The sequence below is a fragment of the Paenibacillus sp. LT-B23 genome (assembly GCF_059417685.1).
In genome coordinates this window covers 33,703-53,972 of the sequence record NZ_JBSQBM010000016.1, presented here as the reverse complement: position 1 = coordinate 53,972, position 20,270 = coordinate 33,703, and the positions used below count along the sequence as shown (strand labels likewise).

The window sequence follows — 20,270 nt, the reverse complement described above, 5'->3', positions numbered from 1 at the left end:
ATACGGCTCTCCTTCGAAAAAAAGAAATTCAAATTTCCTCGGCCCTTACATTTTGGTAAAAAGCCTGCCCTCCAAATACATTCACGCCAAAATGCCCCTTGGCAAACGTACCGTCCTCCAGGTCGATCACCTGTTCATCCTCTATTTCTATACGAATGCGTGATCCCTCCGCCAGAATTTTAATATGATAAATCGCTCCCGGCAGAACGAATCTTGGCACCTTGGCAAGCACCTGTTGCTCCTCAAATCGACCCTCTTTTTTATAGAACAGACGAATGGATTTCATATTCGGGTCCAAGTTCAGGTAATAGCCACTCGATCCGTCTGCACTGGCACGAAAGAGCATGGAACCAGCACTTCCATGTTCAGACAGCTTCGCATCTGCCTCATAGATGAAATCTTTCGCTTGCTCACTAGCCATGTAATTCGCATCGCTGATATGGCTTCCACGCAATCCATCCGTTGTCACGATCCACTGCGATGCGGAAACATCCGGCTTCCAACCTGTAAGATTGGTATGAAACACACCGCCGTGCACCTTAACCAAGGTACTGCCGCGCACCTTATCCTCCGAATCGGAAGCCGTAATAACAACTTCTCCCGGGACAACCGCTTCCATTAGCGCACTTCCATCCTCAGACGCGGTGATCTTTACAATTCCAGGATTACTGGAGGCCCAAATCAGCAAGATTTCTTTTTCCCCAAGCTCATTCTCCACACTCGCGTACAGACGCTTCGACTGCTCCCCCGCAAGCTCCACATAAGTGTGATCCATGATCACTCTGGCGAACGAAGCATCTGGAAGCCTCCAGCTATTCCGTAGTGCATAAACATGGAGTGAAACGACTTTGACCTCACCACCTTGGGTGTAAAAGCTCATCCCTCTTCGCGCCGAATCGGGCAAAATAATCTCTGAAAATACGACTTCTCCGTCATTCCCAAACACCTCAACTGAGGATTCGTCCACGAATATCCTCATTCGGATACGGTTGCCTCTGGGTGCAAGTGGCGCTTCATGAAGCGTTGAAAACAGACTGGAGAAATCAGTAAGCCCTGAATCAGTGCGATTCACGAATATCTGCTGCAATTCTGTACTATAGCCGACCACTGTTCTTTGATCCCCGCCGCTCCGCAGGTGAAACCCCAATTCCATAGCGGCTCCAACGGAAGGCAGTTCGAACTCTGCTTCCATTTCATAAGCACCTGCCTTCAAGCCTTCCAGTATATTCAGAGATGATTCTGTAACACTGTGATTCTCCAGCGAAAATAAAGTAGAGCGCAGCAAAGTTAGCTCAGACACGGGATGCTGCACGAGACGAATACCCTCACGGGTATTTTTTAGCGACAGCTCTCTTGGAATGGTAAACTGCCCCTTCCAGGGAGAGGTCGGAAAGCTGAACGGATAGTCCCAATTTGTCATCCATGCCAGCATGATGCGCCGCCCATCGGGTACATTCGAGAAGGACATGGAGGCATAGAATTCTTTACCCCAATCGGTTTTTAACACCTTTCCCAGCGAAAGTTCATTCTGAAATTTGCCATCAGGCGTCAGCTGACCGATAAAATATTCAGCATCCGAACCCTGAGTGTTCGCGTTGGCTCCTGTGCTAATCATGAGCACCCATTTAGAGTTACTTTCATGATTATCTTCATAGTCATCTTCTACCGGAAGCCGGAATAGATCCGGGCATTCCCATACCCCACCATGTATATAATCACCGTAGCCGAAATTATCCGTCCATCCCCAATTGATCAGATTCGTGGAGGTAAAAAAACGGATATGATCGCCTCCCGACACCACCATGATCCAGCGTTGATAGGTTTCGTCCCAAACCACTTTCGGATCACGAAAATCCCAGTTGCCGGGGTCGTCTTCACTTTTACCCGGATTCTCTATCACAATGGGACGGTCTTTCGGGTATTGCCATGTACGCCCCCGGTCCGTGCTGTAGGCAAGGCCAATCCTCTGGTTTCCCCTGGGCTGATCAGGATTGAAGGAAGTATAATAAGCGATCAGTCCTTTTCCGCCATAATCGCTGAATAACTCGGAGGCATTGGTTAGATCTGCTACTGCCGAGCCTGACCAGATATGGCCAAGATCATTCCACTCCAATGCAAACGGAAGTCTTTTCCAATCTAATAAATCAGGGCTGACCGCATGTGCCCATTGTCCTCCATCCTGATGGAACAGGTGATACTCTCCTTCAAAATAAACCAATCCATTTGGATCGCTTGCCGAACCTCTAAGCGGAGAATAATGATACTGGGGACGGTATTTCTCTGTATAGTAATCCGGTTCCGGTGTGAGGTAGATATCCTGAAAATAAGCAGTCCCCCCAGTTACCTTCATGCCTGTAAAACCACCAGAATAGCTACTATCCACAATATCAATCGCTGCGGGAGTATAGCCATCTATCAACACACGAATCCGATCTCCATGTGCGTTGATCTCCAAACTGTGTTTACCGCCCGAGGTACCCGGATACGTCTGCGCCGAACTTGTAATCAACGTTCCGTCTGCCTTCTTCAGTTGTACGCGGACCTGATTCCCCTCACCTTGCACAGAAGCAACATATCCCTCCGTTCCCTCCTGATTCCCTCTGAAAAACAGTCCAGCCTCCATCCCTGGTTCGGAAGGAGTCAGCGTTATGCTGCCTTCCAGCACCAGGTCTATAGCTGCGGAGCCATATATTTTCAAAGCACCTTCTGCACTTGTTCCCTCAGCCCTCTGTCCTTTCAGGTCAGGGTGCCATTTTCCACGGATCAGAAGCGGCTCACTTACATTGGTATCCATATCACTGACCTGAATGTTCTGAAATAACGCCGACCCATTCCAAACATTCAGTCCCAAATATCCTGATATATACGTCGTATCGACCACATCCATGATCGGACTATAGTCATCATCCCAGTACACTTTAAGATGAGATCCTTCCACGCTCACCTTGAGATGATAAATATCTCCCTTTTTTAAATCTACCTGACGTTCCTCTTTCAGTTTTCCAATATCCCCGGCAGCATCCCGCAGCCGCAACAATCCGGCAGCTGGTACGATCTGGAGCATATAGGAAGACCACCCGTCCTCACTGGAACGGAATACTAGCGTAGCATCCGCCTGTGTGTCAGTGACCATCACATCCGCCTCAAAAGTAAAATCCCGAGACGTTGTTCCGGACATAGCCATCACATTTTCCTGCGGCTCCGACCTCAGCAAAAGTCCCTGGATGTTATCTTCTATGTGCCCCTGTCCTTTAATCTGCCAGCCGGTCAGGTTCGTTCGCGTGTTTGCCAACTCCATCTCCATTCCCAACCTCCTGCCTTCCAGTACGGATTAACACTGCGCTTCCACTACAAAACAACAGGGAAATCACTGTATAGGTCATGAAGAAAATCTCATTTCAGCGCATAAAGCTCCAGCGAAAACAACGTAATCTGCTCATCCGCTGTGAATATTTCAAGACCCTCCGATGTTGCATCAGGAAATATTAAATCGGTAATTACCACCTGCCCGTGGTTAAAAAACACTTCAATGGACGAACGATCCACATAGATATGAAGGTGCAATCGGTTTTCTACCGCATCCAGCGGAACTGCGTGTCTTCCCGCAAAGTCCTCATGAAAATCCGAACAGCCTGACCTTGTCCGGTCTACATATACTTCCTGTGTTTCGGAAGCATAGCCGACGAGCGTCTCCTGTTCGTCTGATACTCGCACTTTGAAACCAAAGTCTCTGTCAGTCGCAACTTCAGCTACAATTTCGTAGCAGTCCAGCCGCAAGTCCGAAAATGCGGCCTGAATTTCAGCCAACGATGGCTCTTTCAGGGATAGGACAGGAGTCCTCAATCCTTCCAGCTCCCGAACAGGACGCTGAATAAGTACAACTTTGCCGCTTCTCGTTTCCAGCGCGAGTTCTCTCGGAATGGACATGGCCCCTCTCCAGCGTTCAGTTGGTGTCAGGTTGGCATATCTCCAGTTACTCATCCATCCAATAAACAGGCGCCGTCCGTCCTCCACTGGGATATCCGACCAGCACACACCTGCGTAGTTATCTCTGCCATGGTCGAGCCAGCGAACCTTTTCGCTATCCCTATCCGCCACAAATGTCGTCCCATCAAATTCACCTGTAAAATACTGTGTTCTAGATCCTTCTCGAATCTCTGGAGTATCGCCAATACTTACGAGCATGACCCACTTCACCCGTGTTGACTCTCCATCAACATAAAGCGCAAATAAATCCGGGCATTCCCACACTGCGTCATGGCTACCTATGCCATGCCCAAATTCACTGGCAAAGGCCCATTCCTTCAAATTAGGAGAATGATAGATTCGAACCGTCTGCCCACAAGCCAGCACCATCACCCACTGCTCTGTAGGCTTATGCCAAAACACTTTGGGGTCCCGAAAATCAATGCAATGCTCATCCTCCAACACCGGGTTGCCCGTGTATTTAATCCAGCTCTTACCTGAATCGGTACTATAGGCAAGGCTCTGGGACTGCCGTATCTGATCCGTGTCTGGAAGCGAACCATGATGAGTGAAAATAGCTACCAAACCCGGTTTGCCTCCAAAAAATCCAGATGTATCCTGCTCATCCACCACGGCGCTTCCCGAAAAAATCATCCCTTGCTCATCCGGCCCCAAAGCAATCGGCTGCTCCTCCCAGGTCACCAAATCAGTGCTGACCGCGTGCCCCCAATGCATAGGTCCCCATGTTGTGCCAAATGGGTGATGCTGATAAAACAAATGATAACGTCCTTCAAAATAAACCATTCCGTTCGGATCATTCAGCCATCCGCTTTTCGGTGAAAAGTGATAGGATGGGCGGTATTCATCTTGTCTAATCACGTTCATGTACTCCAGCTCCCTCGAAAAAGAATCATTTACTTACGTTTCTGTCGTAGCCCGCCTGTTTGATTTGTAACCATTCCTGCAGTCCCAAACTGTTCAGCTCCTGCAAATATTCCGGCCACTCCTCCTCTACCTTGCCGTTTTGGTACCATTCCGTACGTTTTCGGAGAACATAGGCGAATAGATCGGTTTCAATGGTCGATAAACGGTCCAGCTCATCTATGGAGAAAAATACTTTGGGATAATTATGATCAGCCTGCATATGAGGAACCATCACCTTTTTGAGCAAACCCAGTCTCCATGTCGCATCTTCTGGCTGCGTTGTGTATTTTCCGTAGTATTCATCCAATACAGCTAACGGTCCGCCAATGTTCGTCTTTTGTCTGATTTCCACCGGAGCTGAGCCTTCCAGCGGCAGATGCTTCAGCATTCCCTTTGCGGCATCATACTCAAAAATATTTTTCTGTTTGGTATCCCCGTAAGTCCCCCAATTGTTCTGTATGGACTGGATCGGATCATAGAGCTGGTCAATCCACTTGGCGGTAGCTTCCAACTTCTTATTGGTACTGGTGATCACCATGCGACCCCGATCGAAGCCAATACCATTGGACCGTGTGACATTTACATGTCCATCCGGGCCAGCCAGTGGCGGCATTAGGTCATATTTTTTATTCGTGCCTGTAATATTCGCTTTATCCCATGTAAAGTACAGGCCATAGCGGTGATCCTTCCCTTTGGCCAGATAAGTGTTCCAATCCTGCTGGGAGGACTCAATATCCACCAGCCCCTCCTTATATAAATCATGAATATATTTGACCGCTTCCTTATATCCGTTATCTGCTGCTGTAAATACGACTTTTCCATCGTTTGTCACCACTGTATGATCCCAGTTCTCTCCAAGCCCAAAGGACCCGTATATAAAGGCCAAATCCTCGCCGCCAGGTTTATCTATAAACGATAACGGAATTTCGTCCGCCTGCCCGTTGCCGTTGGGATCTTTTGTTTTAAAGGCAATCAAGACCTGCTTCAGCTCTTCGGTCGTTTTTGGCATGGACAACCCCAGCTTCTTCAGCCACTCCACATTAATCCACGGCAGATCATCCACCGACTGGATCGCTTCTTTTCCCGTCCCCAATTCTTCAATCCACGGAAAGGAGTAAATATGTCCATCCGGCGCAGTCAACATCGCTTTATATTCCGGTGCTTGCTCCAGCACCTTTTTTAAGTTCGGCATGTGCTGTTCAATTAAATCCTCTACCGGAATAATGACGCCTTCTTTGGCCAGCTTGAGCAGATCATAATCGGAGTACCCCGCATCAAACACTGCATCCGGGAGATCCCCGCTAGCAATAGCCAGATTTCTTTTTTCAACAAACTGATCACTGGTAAAATTCTTCCAACGAATATGAATGCCCGTTTTTTCTTCCAGTCGTTTGTTAATCAGCTTGTCGTTCGGGTCTGCCGGGGCCAACGGTGAGCTTTGGGTTAAAAAGTTAAGCGTCACTTTTCCATTCACATCTGTTGAATCGTTCTCATTAGAGGAACTGCTGCTGCCGCAGCCGGAAAGAACCAAGATTGCCGCCAGTGCGGCAAATGAGGCAGTTTTGAGCATCTTCATCTGGATGACCTCCATGTAATAAAGTAAAGAAGCATGTAGCGTATGATATGTGCAGCGCCTGTTATTTTAAGGAGCCGACCATAACACCCTTCTCAAAATATTTTTGGAAAAAAGGATACATAACCAGCAACGGAAGACTTGAAATGACAATAGATGAGTATTTGATCATTTCAGAGAGACGTTTTAGCTCAGCCATCGCTAATTGATCACTAATCATGCCGGGAATTGTCTGGTTTTGGATCAGGATAGATCTCAGTACCAATTGAAGCGGATGCAGTTGTGGATTATCCAAATAGATCATGGCGTCGAAATACGAATTCCACTGACCGACAAAGGCATATAACGCAATGACAAAAATAATCGGCTTGGACAGCGGCAGCACAATTCTGAAAAATATCGTCCAGTCTGAAGCCCCGTCCACGTTGGCAGCTTCTTTTAATTCATTGGGAACGCCTTTAAAGAAGGTTCGCGCCAAAATCAGATCCCACACGTTGATTGCACCGGGGAGGAGAATGGCCCATACGGTATCCAGCATCCCTAAATTCTTGACCAGCAGGTAGGTTGGAATCAGTCCTCCACTGAAAAACATGGTGATGATAAACAATGTCATGAAGAAATTCCGTCCCACTAGGCTGTTCACCGATAAGGCATAGCCAGCGCAAATCGAAACCGTCACAGAGATCAGGGCAAAACATGAAGAATAGAACACCGAATTGGCAAATCCACGGAGCATCGCCGGGTTGGACAAAATTTTCCGATATCCCTCCACACTCCAATCAGAAATACGAAATGATAACCCTTTGCTTAACAAAACGGTCGGGTCCATAAACGAGGCAATGACGATATAACCCAAGGGAACTACAATAATCAAAACAGCCAGAGTGAGCACAATGTAATTCACACTTAGGATGAAGCGATCCAGATTGGAATGTTTGACTTGCATAAAGAGGCTCCTTTCCTAATAAAGCCCTTCTCCCTCATTGAGCTTCTTAACGATAAAATTAACGGTCAGCAGCAGCACTACGTTGATCAAGGAATTGAACAGCCCCACCGCGGCAGAGTAGGCGTAATTACCGGATTGCAAGCCGACTTTATACACATAGGTAGGAATAATTTCAGAGGTGGGCAAATTCATGGATGTCTGCATGAGATACGCTTTCTCAAACCCAATCGACATGATCCCTCCTGCTGCAAGAATAAAAACAATCGCCATAATCGGTTTAATTGTCGGTAAATCAATATGCCAGATGCGCTGGAGCAGATTGGCCCCGTCGAGACTTGCTGCATTATGCAGCTCAGGATCAACATTCGCGAGCGCAGCTACATAAATGATCGAAGACCAGCCCGCTCCCTGCCAAATGCCAGACAGGATATAAATCCAGCGGAAATATTCAGGCTCTGTCATAAATATCACGGGGTTACCAGTCACCGAAGCAATGAGCTGATTCAACGGCCCTGTTGGAGACAAGAAAATAAACAGCATCCCCACAATGACAACGACAGAGATAAAATTAGGGGCGTACAATACAAGCTGAATATTCTTTTTCAGTCCTGCTTTGCGGATTTGGTTCAGCATGACCGCCAAAAGGATCGGTACAGGAAAGCCAAGTACAAGACCATAGAAGCTCAGCTTCAGCGTATTGAAGAAAATATCCGTAAAATTGGGCGAGTTCAAAAATTTAGCGAAGTATTTTAGCCCGACCCAGTCGCTTCCCCAGATTCCTTTGAGCGGACTAAAATCCTTAAATGCAATAATGGCTCCATACATCGGGACATATTTGAAAAGAATCGTAAGAACCAATGCAGGTGCCAGCAGTACATAAAGAAAGTAGTTCTTGTGAATATAGTTTAATTTGCTGCGAATGGACCTTTGCTCCCCCAGTCTGGCAGTCCTTTGAGCTGCCTTAGCCAAGTTTGCCATTTGCATTCCCCCCATCTGTAATAAACCGTCTGTCTGTACAACAAATTTGAAAAGGCTTACATTTCACATCTTCAATTTACCAATCAAAACGTCATTCGTCAATAATTTTTGTAAAATAATATTTTTACATTTGACCAAAAATATTTTTAATAAACTATGCTTTTGTAACAAAATATGATAAAATCCCTTAAAATCATCCCATTAACTCTGTTTATCATATGATTATTTGATTTCACTTATATTCAAATTTAAGTTCATCCTTCAAAGTGAGAGAGTTAAATGCAGTTGTCAAATATACTTTACAAACGTAAAAATAATTTACTCATTTGTAACGCAAACATTGCTATTTTATGCGAACTATTATACATTTAGGATACATTTTTAGGTCTATACGGAGAATCGGAAAGGGCAATCGTACCTCACCGACAATCATATATAAGCGAAGGTGGAACCTGTCCATGAGGAAAGAAAAAGTCACTATTCAAGATATCGCCGATGCTTTGGGGATTTCCCGAAACACCGCGTCCAAAGCAATTAATGGGAGTGACAGCATCCCGATTGATACTCGGAACAAGGTTATAAAAAAAGCGATAGAACTCAAATATAAACAGTTTGCCTATGTGGAAACGGAGAGCATCATCCCGAAAAATCAAGGTAACATTGCTCTGTTCACATGCAATCTGCCGAACAGCTCACATTTTGGCTCCTTGCTCATCAGTGGTCTGGAGAAGAGAATAAGCGCGGAAGGGTATAATCTGTCGATTCATATTGTGCGGGACAATGAAATATATGCAGGAACACTTCCTAATAATTTCGAGGCCTCCAAGGTCGATGGAATTATTTGTATTGAAATGTTTGATCCACAATATAGTGAGCTCATTACAGATTTGGGACTACCCACGATCTTTATTGATTGCTCTGTGGACATTTTTTACCCTGATTTGAAAGCGGATTTATTGTTGATGGAAAATGAACATAGCGTTTATTCTGTCACTAAAAGCCTGATTCAGGGCGGATTTACGCGGATCGGTTTTGCTGGGGATTATAAGCATTGCAAAAGCTTCAACGAGCGGTGGGTTGGATATAACAGAGCTTTAATCGAAGCGGGTCTAAGTGTGGATTTATCTTGCTGTATCATCGATCAGGATCGGAATTTTTTCTCCGAATCGGATTGGATGGATCGACAATTGGAGGGCATGAACGTGCTACCGTCTGCGTTCGTGTGCGCTAATGATTTTATTGCCGTCAGTGTCATGAAAGCGCTCAAAAATAAAAACATGAAAATTCCCGCGGATATTGCCGTGTTTGGATTTGATAATGCTCCTGAATCCCGTATTGTGGAGCCTCATTTATCTACCGTCCATATCTACAATAACGAGATGGGCATTACGGCGGCTGAGATGCTATTGGCACGGGTCAAAGATCCTTCCCGACCTTATCAAATCACACATATCAGAACAGAGCCGATATTTAGAGAGTCCACTCCAGTGTTACAATAGATGGGTGAGAGTAAAAGAGGTTTTCTGACGACGCTCCGCGAACGGAACGTTGCTCCAATCGCTGTTGTATCCGGATTTTATTTAATGGCTTAGTGGTAAAAATCCGGATACAAAGGCGACCGCTGACGCTTTTTCGCAATCGTTCCGTCCTCTCCGCTGCTTTCGGCAGATTTGCTATTTTAGAGATTTCTAAAGTTATTAAAACATCTGCCTTTGGTAAGATCGTACAAGCCGCTTGAAAGACTTTAAGAATGCAAAATGGCAAGCCTCTAAATAATTAAGAGGCTTGCCATTTTTCTAAATCCATTAACTAGTTGATGCGGAGATAGAGTCTTGATCTTAAGCTGGTCTTTTATAAATCTTCTGCTGGTTTCGCCGACTCTGCCTTTAATTCTTTCGCATCTATCTCCGTTCCATCTACTTCCTTTCCGTCTATCTCCGAAGCCTCTACCTCATCCGCCTCGTCGCTGCTCTCTTCCTCCATCAAGGCTTTTGGCGTGTAGAGCTTGGGAATCGGCACGTTCACCCAATCCATATCGGATGCGAAGTAAAAGCTCGTATAGGACGGTTGGTTATAGCCGGTATTTTGACGCGCCACGTCCGCCCGATACTGTGGATCATGCATCAGTGTGTACAATTTATGCGTCGTAGGCTCAGTGCTCAAATAGATACGGATCGCCGAGCTATCCGCTGTGCGGACGAGCATTTCCTCACGCCAGTCTCCGAAAATATCGGCTACCAGCGATGGCGTTCCTTTCGTATAGTTGTTCGTTTTGGTTCCAGTGGCGGTCAACAATGTTCCTCGTTTCCAATCCTCAATAGTTGGGGTTACATCAATCGCGCCGTTTACGATTTGTGTGGTCATATCGGCTGCCCATTTGATACTCATATTGGTGCCAGGCATCTTGGTATCCAGTTGCTTGCCCGCAGCGGTCCATAAGCCCATGGCCCAAGTTTCCAGCCCTCGCTGATCCGGGTCTATGTCACCGACCATTCCGCGGCCTGTATCCTTGCCGGAATATCCACCGTAGATGACTTTACCCGTTTTGGCATCCCGCAGCGAATAACCATAAGGGGCATAGGTGCCACCCTCATGCACCATAAAGATTTCTTTTCCCGGCCGATCAGGGTCAATATCGGTCACATGCAGCGCATCACCGTGTCCCAGTCTGGCTGTTTGTCCCGGAATCGCGCTTTCAGGAGGCATGACATCAAATGAGCTGTACAACAAGCTGCCATCATGGTCGATGGTGGCAGATCCGTATACGATCTCATCCTTGCCGTCACCATCCACATCCGCCACGCTCAGCGAATGCGCTCCCTGTGTGGTTAAGGTGCCGAATTTCGGGTCTGTTCCATCGCGCCCATGCGGACTATCGTTAAACGGATTCGTCATCGGCGCCCAGCCGCTGTTCACCATCCAGTTCTTTTGGAGATGGCGACCGTTCCATGTGTAGGTGACCAGCGTGGAACGCGTATAATAGCCGCGTGCAAACACGGCGTACGGTTTGCGTCCGTCCAAGTAAGCCACTCCTGCCAGGAAACGATCCACCCGATTCGCCGGTTCAATCCGGGCCATAGCGTAATCGCCCCACATGAGGCCATCGTCATGACGCTCCGGCTCGTAGCGAACGGTATCCAGCTCTGCTCCCGTTTTTCCTTTGAATATAGTCAAATATTCCGGCCCGTTCACGATAAAGCCCTCAAACTCTCTCAGCTTGTTTTTGTCGCTCCGCGCAGGCGCGTATACATCCATAAAATAGTCAGTCAAACTTTCCGCATCCTTACGGGATAACGGATAGCTATACTTTGGAGCGATACCAAAGCATTCCTCCAGCGTAGCAGGCCATTGCCCTTTGACCACTTCTTCGTGCTCCGTCCAGTTCATGAACATGTTCACCACATGCTCGTAATAATCCGTGCGGCTTAAACGGTAATCGTCCTTATGCGTAATTCCTGCTTTGCGATCCTCACGGGGCAGGGTAATATAGGTTTCTTTTCTCGGCTTTCCCTTCTTATCAAAAGAAATGGTTTTGGTACCCGGAGCCGTTTTGAACATCAGCTCGGCTTTGCCGTCTCCGTCAAAATCGTACACCATCATCTGTGTATAATGCGCACCTGACCGAATATTCACACCCAGGTCGATCCGGTATAACAGCTTGCCCTCAACCGTATATGCATCGACATACGTATTTCCGGTATAGCCCTTCTGAGAAACGTCCTTGGAGTTCGACGGGTCCCATTTTACAAAAAATTCATATTGTCCGTCCCCATCCACATCCCCCACACTCATATCATTAGCCGAATACGTATAGGATTCTCCTGCGGGCGTTACTCCATCGGCGGGCTTTTGAAGAGGCAGTTCATAGTAACCCTGCTGCCACGGCGTCACCTTGGCGCTGCTATCCTTTTCCCGTCCATTCACGACCGAAGCCACCCTGTAGACTGCATTTCCGCTTCCTTCTTTATCCACATAGTTGGTGCTGTCGGTCACCGTCGCGATCTTTTTACCGTCACGGTATACATTAAAATTCGCGCCTGTCAGCCCCGTTGGGCCGTAACCATTCACTTCCTGCGCCAGCAGTCGCCAGCTTAAAAATACACCCTCCGGCGTTACCGCAGCCACCAGTCCCCGATCCAGCTTTTCCAGTTGGATGCTGCCATTTCGGTTCTGTTCGACGGCAACAGCCGATGCTGCCTGAAGCTCCGGTTCAGATGGAGCTTCTGCTGCCATCCCCACAGTTGTACCCGTCATCGCCAGCATCGTTGCCAACGCGGCGGTCAAGGTTCCCTTTCGCCATGCGCCTTTCCTTTGAGCCATCCAAGTCGTCCTCCTCAATTGTGTTGTGATGACAAGCAAATACCCAAAATGATTGCGCTTACATAATTTAAATTCCTTATTATTATAGTTTTGCCGTTCTCCCAAAAGCGTTTAAATATCCGGGGATTTCTCTTCACAAATCCGTGTTGTTTGCCGTTTCACATAAAACAGCCCCCACCAAGCCTGTACGAACACGGCAAGATGAGGGCTGAATGAGGATTGAGTAGAGACCGTAAGAGAATATATTGCGTTCTATAACTACGAGCTCTTTCAGAAAAAACTAAGCAACCGTCCCCAGTCGAACATCGGGAAACGGTCGCTGCATGGGTGATTTGCCGCTTGTACCCTCTTTGACTGTGCCGGCTAATTAGGAAATATGCGTGCCGTCTATTCCTCTGAGAGCCGAAACGGCATCTTCGATTGAACATATAATGGCGTGTTTTCCTTGTTCTGCAAACGATATGGCCGCCTCCATCTTCGGTCCCATACTGCCTGTGGAGAAATGTCCCTCCTGAACGTACTGTTTAGCTTCCTCCATACTGATATGGCCTAGCACCTGCTGCTCCGGCTTTCCGTAATGAATAAAAACATTTTGCACGTCTGTCACCATCACGAAAATATCGGCATTCGCTTCCTAGGCCAATTTGCGACCGCTGTGATCCTTGTCGATTACCGCTTCGACGCCTTTAATCGTGCCGTCCGTTTGCTGGATAACCGGAATGCCTCCGCCTCCAGAAGCAATGACAATCGCTCCGCTCTCGACAAGCTTCATAATGGTTTCTGCCTCCAAAATAGACTGCAGCTGCAGCGAAGGAACGACGCGACGCCACCCACGGCCCGCAATTTCTATATCTACAATGCTAATCAGCTGTATTTCTTAGAAAAACAGAATTACACTTCAAAATATGTGGTTAATAGAATTTCTTTAAACTGTTCAAATGTTTTACATTTCCTTAATCTGCTAATTACATTCGTTTCTGTAAGCAATAAGGAAAGCCCTGCATAAAGCTCCTGAAAATCAACCAGTGTATCTGGAGAAACAGACATCATAAATACCACATATACATTCTGATTGTCCCACTTGATACCGGATGGTGAAATTAATACGGCAATTTCATTACTTACAGCGTCCAAACTAATAGCATGCGGTATCGCAAAACCATCATATCCGGTAGAGACGGAATTTTCTCTGGATATCACTTTACTGTAAAAATCCTCTTTTACACAACCATTTTTAAGCAACAAATCACAAAGATAATCGATAGGTTCACACTTGTCTGTGAATTGAGAATTACTAATTATAAAATTATCAGCGCTGAAATAATTATGAAAATTAGTAGATAAATAAGTGATTTGCTTAGTATTCTGTATTTCAGCGATTGCATTATTTATTATTGATATATCTGAATTTGTGAGAAATGGGCTGATGTAAATTATTTTGTGATTCGATTTAATTGCTATTCTTGTTGTTGATATTAATAAATCAAACTCAGAGTCATTAATGGAGTCTTCAAAAGAAATAACTTTTATGATTACCAATTGGTTACCGAAATAATACAATATCCGTTTGGTTACTTCTTGTTCGATATTGAGGTATTTCGGAACAAAAAGCAGACATTTTACGGATTTTTCAATAATTCTATTTCTTTCTATTTCAGCGGCCAGATGTATTAATATAAAAGAAATTTCGTCTTCATTAACAGAAGAAGTAATCTGATATTCATTAATCAGCCTGTCCGTGATAAAAATAGCTATATCATATAGAAAAGGCAATGTATTTCTCAAATCATTTTTTAAAGGACTTTTCACTGTTATATTCGAGTTTAATCGAAACAGAAAATTTTTTATATGAAGCGTAAACATAACCCTGAAACCCTCTCGATGAAGGTCAAGATAATATTTTTGTTCGATTTCCTGCAAAAGCTTATTGATAAAATGCAATAAATCCTGATCTACATAGGAATTTAAAGCTTCGACTGTATTCATATTATAATTTGAATTAGAACAGACTATAAGATAAAGTTGTATATATTCTTCATTATTTATCGTGATTGAAAATGATTGTTCAAGCTGGTTTTTAATAAGATTTACTAATTCATATTCCGGAGTGTTGTTCAATGGATAGTTATTTGTATCTGATGTCTTTTTACTAATGACGTTACCGCTCTTGATTCGGTTAACCATAATTAGAAAATGAAGCAGCAAATTCACCCTTGAAAAATCATTGATATAATAATGTTTTTCCACATAGGCCGTATCAATGATCTTCAATATAACCTCCAAGACATTATTATCAAAAAAATTTTTCAAATGATGGATATCTATCAAATCACTATCCTGCATTCTTTGCAAAACATAATTAACTAACTGTCTTTTGCTTTTTTCGTCTCCGATGATCCTAATACAGTTATTCTGTGTAACGAATTTTACTTTTAGAAATGAATAGGACTGATTCATTTTTTTAAAATCATTTTTTAATAAAGAAAGGCTTATACATAGTTCATCACATAAATCATAAATATTGATTAATTCAATGTGATTTATAAGAAGGGCTTTTATAATATAAAAAGAACGTTCCTGATAATTTTGAGGAACAGCAGACGGTCTGGTATGAAGTAATGAAGCAGCAGCCGTTTTATCAATATAGTATCCATTAGGAGATGACATGATAATGCTGTTCTTAGCAAAGGCATTTATTTCATTGATGTAGTTGATTACAGTACGTCTGGAAAGCTTTAAGTGTTCTGCAATACCAACCCCTGGAATAGGTTTGGAACTTTCCATTAGTAAATTCGTAAGTGTAATCAGTTTTTCATGCATAAGAACACCTCCAGATTTTTAAAGCGCTTTCATTTTTCTCGCCGGTAACTCCTTCCTGCAACAGATTCTTCCTCTTCTTCCTCTTTGTTCCTTCGATAAATCTCCTAATATTTCAACTTTACCTGCCTTTCGTTGACAACGCCTTTTTCGTAATCATAAAGTCTTTTTAATACTATAACATATACCAAATAGCCGATTAAGATATAGATTTTCACAGCTGTGTGCAAATTCTAGGAGGAAAAAAAGTAAAAATAAAAGTATTCTAAGGCACGTAGATGAATTACCATCCAAGTTTTGAAAATGAAGAAAGGGGTAGTGATAATAATGAAAAAAAGAAAACAGTAGCTACACGTTCGGAAAGTCAAATTCAACTTATATGTAAACGAATAGGGGAAATATAACATGAATAATGAATTGGAAAAACGTGAAGAAATAGCAAAAGTAGCCATGCAGATTATAATGAACGCAAGTGATGCAAAGGCAGACGCATTAAATGCACTAAAAAGTTTAAGAAACTTTGATTTTGAGGCTCCAGTAGAGTTACTGAAAAAGGCACATACTAAAATAGTTTTAGCACACAAGGCTCAGACTAATTTAGTTCAAAACGAAGCATCCGGTGAAACGTACGAAAATAGTCTTTTGTTTAATCATGCCCAGGATACTCTTATGACCGCAAAAATGCAGATTGAGATATCAGAAGAGTTGTGTGCTTTAGTCAGAGCTCTGTTTAATAAAATAGAAAGTAAGTAAAAAAGCAAAAAGGTTTTAGAGAATGCTCCTTATTGAAAGCGGATTCAAATATAATCATATAACAAAAAGTGTAGGGAGGAAAAAAGATGGAGAGAATTCAAATTTTATTGTGCTGTGGAGGAGGCTTTTCAAGTGGAATGCTGGCCCAAAGAAGCCGTAAAGCAGCAAATAAAACAGGATTGAATGTAAGTGTGGAAGCAAGATCAGAGAGCCAGGTCTCGGAATATCTAGACAAAATTGATGTTTTACTTTTAGGACCGCACTATGAGAAAAATTTAAGTACTTTTTCAAAACTTGCCGCTCCATTTAATGTGCCTGTAGCTGTTATTCCCAAAGAAATTTATGGAATGATAGATGGTGAAAAATTGTTGGAATTTGCTCTATCTTTAGTGGAGCATAAGGAGCGTTAAAAACAATGGATAAATTTATAGGTTGGTTAACTAATAAGTTTGCGCCTGCAGCACAAGCCCTTTTTGCAATGCCCTATCTCGCTGCTGTTTCAGGAGCCATGACGAAGATATTACCTTTTATTTTAACGGGTTCGATTATTTATATATATCAGATTTTCCAAATGTTTTTTAGTAATGTTTTGCCTGACTTATCAATGTTATTATTGTTTTCTTTTAAAATGTTAGGGCTTTTAACTGCTTTTATGGTTGCACAGCAGATCATGGAGAAATTAGATAAGAAAAATTATACAATCCCTGCTGGTTTAACCGCAGTATTGGTTTTTATGGTTTTTATCTATCCATCATTTGATGAGACACAAGCCAATGTAACATTTAGTTTTGGGCGATTCGGACCGACAGGGATGTTTGTCGCATTGTGGGCTGGAATCATGGTGGGAATGGTGTTCCACTTCTTTGCAAAGTTAAATATACTTGGTAAAAACGAAACATTGCCTGATTTTGTAAAAGAATGGATTAGAAATACAATACCCATTCTTGCTAATATTTGTATTGCTTCACTTTTAGTATTAGGCCTGCATATCGACATTTATCAAATTATTGTAAATCTCTTTGCGCCTATTAACAACTTCGCTCAAACTTTACCAGGTTTTATGCTATTATCATTCCTTCAAGCCTTTTTCTTTACGCTTGGAGTCTCACCATGGGTTTGGGGAGCAATTCGTAATCCTATTTTTATGGTCGCTATTGCAGCGAATGTTGCCGCAGTTGCTGCCGGAGACAACCCCATTAATATAGTTACCTATGAGACGATGTTTACATTAGGCTTGTTAACATTAGGTGGGCAAGGAAGTCCGCTACCTTTAGTTGCTTTAATGCTAAAATCAAAAAGCAAGAAACTGCGCCAGTTTGCTCGAATCACTGTTGGGCCGGCAATATTTAATATTAGCGAACCTATTATGTACGGGCTACCTATTGTGTTTAATCCTTTATTAATGATTCCTATGTGGATTATTTCCCTTATCGGGCCAGTACTGGTTTGGATTATCATGAGAAGTGGATTACTAAACATCCCCAGCATCGTTTTGCAGACTGGAACCATTCCGGCACCGTTTAGTTCCTGGCTAATTACACAAGATTGGAAAGCCATTTTATGGTGGTTTGTATTCTTCTTAATTTATACATTTATTTGGTATCCATTCTTTAAGGTGTTTGAGAAGAAGACGTTGGAAGAAGAGTCCATGTCATTTGTACAGAAAGAAGAATAATATAAACTGTAAATATGGAGGCATATTATGATTTGTGATGAATTAAAAGAAATGTCTAACTATGATATCCTTAGAAACTATTCTGAAGAAATGCAGGAATTTATTAAAAAAATTGATTTAGAGAACTTTAAATCTGGAAAAGTATTGATTGAAGGCATGAATTTCTTTGCACTTTTAACTGAGTATGATACTAAACCTTGGGAAGAAACAGATATAGAAACTCATGATAGATATTATGATGTAGTGATTGTTTTAGAAGGAAGAGAAAATATCTATGTGGATTTTAGGAATGACTTCGCTATTAAAAAAGCTTATTCAGAAGAAAAGGACATCACTTTTTATCACCTAAAAAAAGAAAAAATTAGGGTTACCATGGAACCGGGAATGTTTATCTTATTTTTACCCAATGATATCCATCATCCCTATTGTGATTGTGAAGCAGAAAGCCATATTAAAAAAGTTACTTTTAAAATCAAAATATCATAGAACTCGAGGTTTATTGCCATGAACAAAAATAAGCCTAATGGATTTCCTGCAAATTTTCTTTGGGGCGGCGCTTTTGCCGCTTGTCAGAGTGAAGGAGCCTGGGATGCGGACGGAAAAGGAATTTCAGTATCTGATATTCAACCCATCATTGATCAAAATAAAAGAAAAAATATTAAAAGTGAAGTAGGCGGTACTATTGCAGAAATAAAGAGACTTGCCGCCGACACAACATCAAATTTCCCTAAAAGGTACGGTATAGATTTTTATCACACCTATAAAGCGGATTTAGCTCTTTTAAAGGAGTTAGGCTTAAAATGCTTTAGAACTTCGATTTCATGGTCAAGATTGTTTCCAACTGGAGAGGAAAGTGTTCCAAATGAAAAAGGACTCGAGTTTTATGATGATTTAATCGATGAAATTATCAAAAATGGAATGGAACCCATTATTACCATCTCCCATTATGAAATGCCGTTGCACTTATCGTTAAAATATGGCGGATTCTCTAATAAAAAAGTTATTAATTTGTTTATGAAGTATGCAGAGCTTGTGCTTCGCAGATACGGTAAAAAAGTAAAGTACTGGATTCCTTTTAATCAAATAAATCTACTGTACCCTTGCGGATTTAAATCAACAGGAGTGTATGACGATTATTCGGATCATCTGCTCCAATCTTATTATCAAGCTGTCCATAACCAACTTGTGTGCAGTGCTATTTGTAAAAAAATCGCTTTAGAAGTAGATCCGAATATTTTAGTGGGTGTAATGTTGTCAGATAAAATAATGTATCCAAAAACTTGCAACCCAGATGACCTAATATTAACCATGAAAAGAAACCAGATGCAGTTTTTTTGCTCTGATGTTGGATTACGTGGCAAATATCCAGGCTATGCATTACGTTATTTTGAAGATAACAAGATTCAAATCGATGAGACAGAAGATGAATTGGCATTGATTTCACAATATAAAATGGATTACTTAAGTTTCAGTCATTACAGTACAAGAACTATTTCTGCTGAGACATGTGATATGAATTCGAATACATTCGAATTAAATCCTTATCTAAAACCTACTCCTTGGGAGTGGCGAGTTGATCCGTTAGGGTTTTATAATGCCATTTCTACCTATTGGGATAGATATCAAATCCCTATTTTGATAAGTGAAAATGGCTTTGGAGCAATCGATGAGGTAAAAGACGGAAAAATTAATGATGATTATAGAATTGCTTATTTTAGAGATTATATTGCTCAAATGAAAGAGGCGGTTAAGGACGGAGTGGAAATTTTAGCTTACTGCACTTGGGCGCCTATCGATATCATTAGCTCATCTACATCTGAAATGAGTAAACGTTATGGATTTATATATGTAGACCAGGATGATTACGACAATGGCACTAAAGAGAGAATTAAAAAGGATTCATTTTATTGGTATAAAAATGTAATTGAAACTAATGGTGAAAATTTGTAAATCGGCTGATAAGATTGGTTTCTCAGCTCGCTGAGCGGTCGCTTTGGATCTATCATATAAAAGACACCTCTTCTGTGTGGTAGTGGAAGCCTAGCGCTCTTACTTCAGCATACGGAGTGGTGTTTTTCCATTTTTTATATTCAGTTATTGGTATGAGGAGAAGGAAGAGTTTGACTGACATTGTAATTGATTTGATTTTACCATGTGCTATTATTAAATCATTTTCAATGAAGGTCACAAGTGAGATTATCAGAGATACCATTATTATTTTTTTTGTGTCATTTGCACTTCAATTATCATATAGCATATTGATGCTAGACTAAAAAGTGGACACCGAGAATCGAGAATGCGAGAATAAAATCAAATTC

General features: G+C 42.6%; 15 protein-coding genes. 6 read left to right on the top strand and 9 right to left on the bottom strand.

Going from position 1 to position 20,270, the window contains the following annotated elements:
* Positions 1–28: 28 nt before the first annotated feature.
* The 5 genes from ACWXW9_RS19600 to ACWXW9_RS19580 form a co-directional block, all read right to left on the bottom strand.
* Positions 29–3,304, bottom strand: coding sequence for a glycoside hydrolase family 32 protein (locus ACWXW9_RS19600; RefSeq protein WP_494930774.1), 3,276 nt, complete (start codon positions 3,302–3,304; stop codon positions 29–31).
* An 89-nt stretch (positions 3,305–3,393) separates the two neighbouring features.
* Positions 3,394–4,851, bottom strand: a complete 1,458-nt coding sequence (locus ACWXW9_RS19595) for a glycoside hydrolase family 32 protein (RefSeq protein ID WP_494930773.1) — start codon at positions 4,849–4,851, stop codon at positions 3,394–3,396.
* Positions 4,852–4,876: 25 nt separating this feature from the next.
* On the bottom strand, positions 4,877–6,466 hold the full coding sequence (locus ACWXW9_RS19590) for an ABC transporter substrate-binding protein (protein WP_494930772.1): 1,590 nt from the start codon (positions 6,464–6,466) through the stop codon (positions 4,877–4,879).
* A gap of 61 nt (positions 6,467–6,527) precedes the next feature.
* The gene (locus ACWXW9_RS19585) at positions 6,528–7,409 is read right to left on the bottom strand and encodes a carbohydrate ABC transporter permease (RefSeq protein ID WP_494930771.1); all 882 of its coding nucleotides are present in this window, start codon (positions 7,407–7,409) and stop codon (positions 6,528–6,530) included.
* 15 nt (positions 7,410–7,424) lie between these two features.
* Complete coding sequence (locus tag ACWXW9_RS19580; RefSeq protein WP_494930770.1) at positions 7,425–8,387, bottom strand: ABC transporter permease; 963 nt, start codon at positions 8,385–8,387, stop codon at positions 7,425–7,427.
* 458 nt (positions 8,388–8,845) lie between these two features.
* Between ACWXW9_RS19580 and ACWXW9_RS19575 the strand changes: the two genes are divergently transcribed.
* Positions 8,846–9,886, top strand: coding sequence for a substrate-binding domain-containing protein (locus tag ACWXW9_RS19575; protein ID WP_494930769.1), 1,041 nt, complete (start codon positions 8,846–8,848; stop codon positions 9,884–9,886).
* Between the two features lie 352 nt (positions 9,887–10,238).
* Here ACWXW9_RS19575 and ACWXW9_RS19570 read toward each other — a convergent pair whose 3' ends face one another.
* The 4 genes from ACWXW9_RS19570 to ACWXW9_RS19555 form a co-directional block, all read right to left on the bottom strand.
* Entirely contained in the window at positions 10,239–12,707 is a 2,469-nt protein-coding gene (locus ACWXW9_RS19570; protein ID WP_494930768.1) for a rhamnogalacturonan lyase, read from the bottom strand.
* Positions 12,708–13,074: 367 nt separating this feature from the next.
* Positions 13,075–13,326 carry an amino acid kinase family protein gene (locus tag ACWXW9_RS19565; protein WP_494930843.1) on the bottom strand — a complete coding sequence of 84 codons (252 nt, stop codon included), beginning with the start codon at positions 13,324–13,326 and terminating at the stop codon, positions 13,075–13,077.
* Between the two features lie 15 nt (positions 13,327–13,341).
* Entirely contained in the window at positions 13,342–13,479 is a 138-nt protein-coding gene (locus ACWXW9_RS19560; protein ID WP_494930767.1) for a hypothetical protein, read from the bottom strand.
* A 119-nt stretch (positions 13,480–13,598) separates the two neighbouring features.
* Entirely contained in the window at positions 13,599–15,527 is a 1,929-nt protein-coding gene (locus ACWXW9_RS19555; RefSeq protein WP_494930766.1) for a BglG family transcription antiterminator, read from the bottom strand.
* 402 nt (positions 15,528–15,929) lie between these two features.
* Between ACWXW9_RS19555 and ACWXW9_RS19550 the strand changes: the two genes are divergently transcribed.
* From ACWXW9_RS19550 to ACWXW9_RS19530, 5 genes are all read left to right on the top strand, one after another.
* Complete coding sequence (locus tag ACWXW9_RS19550) at positions 15,930–16,277, top strand: PTS sugar transporter subunit IIA (protein WP_494930765.1); 348 nt, start codon at positions 15,930–15,932, stop codon at positions 16,275–16,277.
* A gap of 86 nt (positions 16,278–16,363) precedes the next feature.
* Positions 16,364–16,687, top strand: a complete 324-nt coding sequence (locus ACWXW9_RS19545; protein WP_494930764.1) for a PTS sugar transporter subunit IIB — start codon at positions 16,364–16,366, stop codon at positions 16,685–16,687.
* A gap of 5 nt (positions 16,688–16,692) precedes the next feature.
* Positions 16,693–17,952, top strand: a complete 1,260-nt coding sequence (locus ACWXW9_RS19540; protein ID WP_494930763.1) for a PTS transporter subunit EIIC — start codon at positions 16,693–16,695, stop codon at positions 17,950–17,952.
* Positions 17,953–17,979: 27 nt separating this feature from the next.
* Positions 17,980–18,438, top strand: a complete 459-nt coding sequence (locus tag ACWXW9_RS19535) for a NanQ anomerase/TabA/YiaL family protein (RefSeq protein WP_494930762.1) — start codon at positions 17,980–17,982, stop codon at positions 18,436–18,438.
* Between the two features lie 18 nt (positions 18,439–18,456).
* Positions 18,457–19,902, top strand: a complete 1,446-nt coding sequence (locus ACWXW9_RS19530) for a glycoside hydrolase family 1 protein (protein ID WP_494930761.1) — start codon at positions 18,457–18,459, stop codon at positions 19,900–19,902.
* Positions 19,903–20,270: the final 368 nt, after the last annotated feature.